This window comes from Mesorhizobium sp. M7A.F.Ca.US.005.03.1.1 (assembly GCF_003997975.1).
Lineage (GTDB): Bacteria > Pseudomonadota > Alphaproteobacteria > Rhizobiales > Rhizobiaceae > Mesorhizobium > Mesorhizobium ciceri.
On record NZ_RZRO01000174.1, the window covers coordinates 1 to 6,657 of the forward strand.

Here is a 6,657-nt window from a genome sequence, read left to right on the forward strand (position 1 = left end):
GATCGGAGACGTGGGCGCGCGTGCCGTGCCGTGCCTTGCCGCCCTCGACCAGCGCCAGCGCGATATGTCTGCCGAGCGCCGGCGAATAGCAGCAGGCGGTGATATGGCCGATGGAGTCGTGCGGATTGGCTTCGTCAACCTCCTCGACGATGTGGGCGCCACCGTTGAGCGGCCGGTTATCGAGGGCGATCAGGCCGACCAGTTCGAGGCGGTCCGATGCGATCAAGCCTTCGCGGTCCATCATCGCCGAGCCGATGAACGGCTTCTTCTTCGACAGCATCCAGTCGAGATGCAGGTCGCGCGCCGTGGTGCGGCCGTCGATCTCGGCGCCGGTGACATGGCCCTTTTCGATGCGCATGGTGCCCAATGCCTCAAGACCGTAGGTGACCAGCCCGAACGGCTTGCCGGCTTCGACAAGCGCTTTCCAGACATGGGTGCCATGGCCGGCGCCGGAATAGACCTCGAAGGCCATTTCACCGGAGAAGGACAGCCGGCAGATCATCACCGGCACGCCTGATATTTCGCCGCGCACGATGCCCATGAAGGGCAAGGTGGCGTTGTCGACCGACGTGCCGGTGACACAGGCGGCGAGGATCTGCCTGGCCTTCGGGCCGCCGATCGCGGCACCTGCCCATTCGTCTGTCACCGAGGTGACGTGGACTTTCAGCTCCGGCCAGATCACGTCGAGGAAATATTCCAGATGCTGCATCACCTTGCCGGCGTTGGCCGTGGTGGTGGTCATCAGAAAATCCTGCTCGCCGAGCCGCCAGGTGGTGCCATCGTCGAAGGCGAGGCCGTCCTCGCGCAGCATCAGCCCGTAGCGGGCCTTGCCGACGGCCAGCGTCGAAAACATGTTGGTGTAGACGCGGTCGAGGAATGCGGCGGCATCAGGGCCTTGCACCGCGATCTTACCCAGTGTCGAGACATCGACGATGCCGGCGCTTTCGCGCGTCGCCTTGGCTTCGCGCACATAGGCCTGCTCGACCGTTTCGCCTGAAAGCCCATAGATCATCGGCCGGTACCAGAGGCCGGCGGAATACATCGTCGCGCCATTGGCCAGATGCCAGTCATGCATCGGCGTCAATCGTTCTGGCTTCAGGTCGCCAAAACGCTCGGCAGCCAGCGAGCCGATCGACACCGGAGCAAAGGGCGGCCGGAAGCGTGTCGTGCCGACCTCGGGGATCGGCTTGCCCAGCGCCTCGGCCATGATGGCAAGGCCAGGCACGTTGGAGCTCTTGCCCTGGTCGGTCGCCATGCCGAGCGTGGTGTAGCGCTTGAGATGCTCGACCGAGACAAAGCCTTCCCGGTGAGCCAGCCGCACATCCTCGGCCGTGACGTCGTGCTGGAAATCGACAAAGCTCTTGCCCTTGGCCCTGATCTCGAACACCGGGGCGGGGTCGGGATCGCCAGGCACTGCTTCGACGGTCGGCAGCATGGACGGTGTGCTCTGCCCGCCTGCGGCGGCGAGGCCGGCGGCGCGGCCTTCGGCGATGGCTTCGGCCGTCGAGAAGCTTCCGGTGAAGGCGCCTGCGCCGATCCAGCTCTGTGTCGGCTTTGGCGGCAGGAAAGCTTGCCGCGCGGCGTTCCATTCCGCCTTGGCGCCGGCCTGGCTGGCCAGATGGATGGTCGGCGACCAGCCGCCGGACATCAGCAGGCAATCGGCATGGATACTGCGTGCATCACCGATGAGTGCCCCATTGGCCATGTCGAAGCGCTGCAGCTTGAGGCCGGACAGCGCCTTGCCGCCTTCGGTGGCGACGACGGCATGGCCGGCAAAGATCTCTGCCTCGGCTTCCGCGGCCAACTTGCGCATCTCCGGCGAAAGTTCCGGCCTGACATCGGCGATGGCGACGACCGCAGCACCGGCCTTCTTCAAGGCGACAGCCGCCCGATAGGCGCTGTCATTGTTGGTGAACAACGCGATCCGCTCGCCCGGCAGCACGCCGAATTCGTTGGCATAGCGTTCGGCTGCATGCGCCAGCATCACGCCTGGCCGGTCATTGCCGGGGAAGATGAGCGGCCGCTCGAACGCACCAGTGGCCAGGACCACGGATTTGGCGCGGATCGCCCAATAGCGATGGCGCGGCTCGCCCTTGCCGGGGTGCTCCTTGTGGTCGCTGACCCGTTCGAGCGCCGCAAGCGTGTTGTTGTCGTAGTAACCCCACACCGTGGTGCGCGGCAGAAGCCGGACATTGTCGCGGCCTGCGAGCTGGGCGACGGTGCGCCGCGCCCAATCGGCGGCAGGCGCGCCATCGATCGTTTCCTCGGACCAGTTGGCCGAACCGCCGAAATGCGGCTCGAGATCGGCCAGCATGACGCGCGCACCCTGATCGGCGGCGGCCTTGGTGGCCATCAGGCCGGCAGGGCCGGAGCCGACGACCAGCACGTCGCAAAAGGCGTTCATGCGTTCGTAGCGGGCCGGGTCTTTCGCCGATCCGGCACTGCCGAGACCGGCTGCGCGGCGGATGAAGTGTTCGCAGAACATCCAGAAACGCGTGCCCTTGAGCGGGCCGAACACCGGTCCCATGAAGGTCTTGTAGTAGAACCCGGCCGACAGGATCTTGCCGCCGAGCTGGTTGACGGCGTTGATGTCCCAGGCAAGCGAGGGAAAGCGGTTCTGGCTGATGGCAACCAGCCCGTCATGGATCTCGACCATGGTCGCTGGAATGTTGGGCTCGCGAACCTCGCCCTTCAGCACCGTCACCAGCGCGTTGGGTTCCTCGACGCCTGCGGTGAGCAGGCCGCGTGGGCGGTGGTATTTGAACGAACGCCCGTACAACGTGACGCCCTTGGCCAGCAGGGCTGACGCCAGCGTGTCGCCGGCATGGCCAGTGTAGGCCGTGCCATCGAAGGTGAAGCGGATGGTTTTCAGCCGGTCGATGCGGCCGCCGGTGTCGGCACGGCGCGGGCTCATGCCTTGTCCTCCGCCTTGCGGCGCGCGGCCGGCCCATGATCGCCGCGCGCAAAGGCAACGCTGGAAATCTCATGCGTCAGCGTGTTGCGCACGACCTTGAGATGCGCGCGGCAGCCGCCGGAATGTTGCCAGACCTCATTGTGGTCGCCGGCCGGATTCAGCCGGTCATAGACATAGGCGTTCCACGCCTCGAAATTCTGCGAGGCGGGGTCGGGACGCTCACGATTGCCGTCACCCTGATAGGTGAACTCGATGACGTCGCGCGGGCCGCAATAGGGGCAAGTGATCAACATTGGACTCTACCTATTGCCTAATGCAGCCGCGGGTTTGCACCCTGGCCCTTGTCGTCGATTACCAGCCCGCGGTGGAAGCGGTCGAGCGTGAAGGGCGCGTTGAGGTCGTGCGGCTGGTCCTTGGCGATGGTCCAGGCGAAGCACCAGCCGGAAGCCGGCGTCGCCTTGAAGCCGCCATAGCACCAGCCGCAGTTGAGATACATGCCGGGCAGGGGGCCGGCGGTGATGATCGGCGAGCCGTCCATCGACATATCGCAAACACCGCCCCAGGAGCGCAGCATGCGCACGCGCGCGAGGCCCGGAAACAACGCCAGCATTTCACTCATCACCTCGTCGACGACAGGCAGATTGCCGCGCTGGGCGTAGCTGTTGTAGCCGTCGATGTCGCCGCCATAGATGAGGCCGCCCTTGTCCGACTGCGACATGTAGAAATGGCCCATGCCGAAGGTGACGACCGTGTCGATGAAGGGCTTCAGCGATTCCGTGACGAAGGCCTGCAGCACATGGCTCTCGATCGGCATCGTCTCGATGCCGGCCATCTGCATGACGCGTCCGGTGCTGCCGGCGACCGCCACGGCCACCTTCCTGGCGCGGATGTCGCCGCGCGAAGTGGTGACGCCTGATATGCGGTCGCCGTCGCGCAGGAAGCCGGTGACCTCGCAATTTTCGATGATGTCGACGCCGCGCCTGTCGGCGCCGCGCGCATAGCCCCAGGCCACCGCATCGTGGCGGGCGGTGCCGGCGCGGCGTTGCATCAGGCCGCCGACCACCGGGAAACGCGCGTTGTCGGAGATATCGAGCGCCGGAATCAGGCGTTTGATCTCAGCCTTCGTCATCAGTTCGGCATCCACGCCGAGATGGCGCATGGCGTTGCCGCGCCTTGCATAGTCGTCGAATTGGGCCGGCGTGTGCGCCAGGTTCAGGCAGCCGCGCTGCGAGAACATGACATTGTAGTTGAGCTCGTGCGACAGGTTCTCCCACAGCTTCATCGAGTGTTCGTAGAAGCGGGTGTTGGCAGGCAGCAGATAATTCGAGCGCACGGCCGTGGTGTTGCGGCCGACATTGCCGGAACCGAGCCAGCCCTTTTCCACAACGGCGACATTGGTGATGCCGTGTTCCTTGGCAAGATAATAGGCGGTCGCCAGCCCATGACCGCCGCCACCGATGATGATGACGTCATAGGACGCCTTCGGGTCAGGCTTGCGCCATGCCGGCTTCCAATCCTTGTTTCCCTTGAGCGCGTTCGCGAGCAGCGAAAAGGCCGAGTACTCTGCCATTGATGTCATCCGGTTCGGGCGATGCGGCAGACTATAGAGCAGGCCGCATCCGCAAAGCCAATATTGCGCCATCGCCTTTCGACTGGCCGACGCCCGGGATGGGATCACTCGGCGTGAGTGATCGGTTGGGCTCGCGATACGACGGCTTGCCCCATGATAGGGCCGTGTTTATCAAGGACAGGCTTTCAAATTGCCTTTGCCGCCGATGAGTCGCCAACAAATCATGCTTTTCCGATTGCTTCGTCTCATCCTGGTACTCACGCTGGTCGTTTCGGCGCCGCTTTCGTTTAAGGCGATGGCGCAAGCGCTCGGCCAGGGCTCGGCCGGTTTGGTCGCCGATCAGCAAAAGGTCATCCAGGATCTAACGGCCAAGACGGACGATCTCGAGAAGAAGATACAGCAGGACGGTGAGGACGATGCCTCACTCGTGGAGATCCGTCTGCAGCTGGAGGATCTGTCGCGGGCGGCACTCACCAGTGCGCTGGTATTCCGCTCGCGGCTCACCGAGATCAACAATCGCATCGAGGTGCTGGGTCCTCCACCGGCGGCGGGCCAGCCGCAGGAGCCCGACATCGTGACGGGCGAGCGTCAGGCGCTTGCATCGGAAAAGGCCGAGATCAACGCGGTCGTTGCCAGCGCACAGAACCTGTCGATCCGCATCAGCGGGCTGATCGACAAGATCGGCAATATGCGCAGCGAGCTGTTCCGCAATCTTTTGACCAAGCGCTACGTGCTGTCGGATGCGCTGAGCCCGCAGGTGTTTTCCGACGCCCGCGACGAGTTCGGCAATCTCTACAAGGCGGTGTCGTCCTGGTTGAGCTTTGCCTTCAAGTTCAAGTTCCAGGCGATCCTGGCGGCAACCTTCGTGGCGCTCGGGCTGGCGCTGGTGCTGCTGGTTGGCGGCCGGCGCCTGTTCGGACGCATATTCGAAGCCGACCCTGCCAACGAGAACCCGTCCTATCTCAGCCGCCTGTCGGTGGCCTTCTGGTCGACCTTGCTGCCGTCGCTGGCGGTCAGCGTGTTCCTGGCCTCCACGGTATTCTTTTTCAACTACTACAATTTGTTGCGCGGCGACATCGGCGTCTTCCTGAATACGCTGGCAGCCGTCATCGCCGGGGTGTTCTGTGTCAACCGGCTGACCAATGCGGCGCTCGAGCCGCGGCTGCCGAACTGGCGGCTCATTCCCGTCGAAACCGGACCGGCGCGCTGGCTTGTGCGGCTGACGACTGCCATGGCCGTGGTCCTCGGCGTCAACTATTTCCTGTCGATCGTCAACGACACGATGGGCTCGCCGCTGTCGCTGACCATCGCCCGCAGTTTCGGCGCCACCATCATCGTCGGCGTCATCCTGATCCTGATGGCGATGCTGAGGCCGTTCAAGGCGCGTGACGGAAGCTGGCGGCCGTGGCCGGCATGGCTGCGCTATACGGCGCTTGCGCTCGGTCTTTTCACCATCGTCGCGGCGCTGCTCGGTTACATCGGCCTTGCTCTGTTCGTTTCGTTGCAGGTCGTCGTTACCGGCACCGCGCTGATCACCGCCTATATCGGCTTCCTGTCGGCGCAGGCGATCGGCGAGGAGGGTGCTTTCGCCAACACCTCCGTCGGGCGCTGGCTGTCGGCCAATTCCAGCTACGAGGATACGGCCCTCGATCAGCTCGGCCTTGTCGTCAGCGTTGCCATCAATGTGATGATCGTGCTGGTGTTCCTGCCGCTGATCCTGATGATGTGGGGTTTCCAGCCCGGCGATATCCAGGCTTGGGCCTACAAGCTCGCAACCGGGATCAACATCGGCTCGGTGACGATCTCGGTCACCGGCATCCTCTCCGGCATCGTCGTCTTCGTCATAGGCTATTTCCTGACGCGCTGGTTCCAGGGCTGGCTCGACGGCTCGGTCATGGCGCGTGGCAAGGTCGATACCGGCGTGCGCAACTCGATCAGGCTGGCGGTCGGCTATGCCGGCGTCGCGCTGGCGGCACTGGTCGGCATCTCGGCGGCGGGCATCGACCTGTCCAGCCTGGCACTGGTCGCCGGCGCTCTTTCCCTCGGTATCGGCTTTGGCCTGCAGAACGTGGTGTCCAATTTCGTTTCCGGCCTGATCCTTCTGGCCGAGCGGCCGTTCAAGGTGGGCGACTGGATCGTTGCCGGCGACGTCAGCGGCACGGTCAAGAAGATC

General features: G+C 64.3%; 4 protein-coding genes. 1 reads left to right on the top strand and 3 read right to left on the bottom strand.

The window, feature by feature from the left end; translation table 11 throughout:
- The 3 genes from EN990_RS34485 to EN990_RS34495 all read right to left on the bottom strand — a co-directional run.
- Positions 1-2,914: sarcosine oxidase subunit alpha (locus EN990_RS34485; protein WP_164766218.1), on the bottom strand; the 2,914-nt coding region annotated here is incomplete at its 3' end.
- The gene (locus tag EN990_RS34490) at positions 2,911-3,207 is read right to left on the bottom strand and encodes a sarcosine oxidase subunit delta (protein ID WP_127368927.1); all 297 of its coding nucleotides are present in this window, start codon (positions 3,205-3,207) and stop codon (positions 2,911-2,913) included. The genes EN990_RS34490 and EN990_RS34485, both read right to left, overlap by 4 nt.
- A gap of 17 nt (positions 3,208-3,224) precedes the next feature.
- Positions 3,225-4,484, bottom strand: coding sequence for a sarcosine oxidase subunit beta (locus EN990_RS34495; RefSeq protein WP_127368926.1), 1,260 nt, complete (start codon positions 4,482-4,484; stop codon positions 3,225-3,227).
- 223 nt (positions 4,485-4,707) lie between these two features.
- Between EN990_RS34495 and EN990_RS34500 the strand changes: the two genes are divergently transcribed.
- Positions 4,708-6,657 (top strand): mechanosensitive ion channel domain-containing protein (locus EN990_RS34500; protein ID WP_164766219.1); only part of this gene is annotated, 1,950 nt, incomplete at its 3' end.

Bases quoted from the DNA above. Each gene is read 5' to 3' on its own strand.
- EN990_RS34490 (WP_127368927.1), bottom strand. From the start codon at position 3,207: ATGTTGATCACTTGCCCCTATTGCGGCCCGCGCGACGTCATCGAGTTC.
- EN990_RS34495 (WP_127368926.1), bottom strand. From the start codon at position 4,484: ATGGCAGAGTACTCGGCCTTTTCGCTGCTCGCGAACGCGCTCAAGGGA.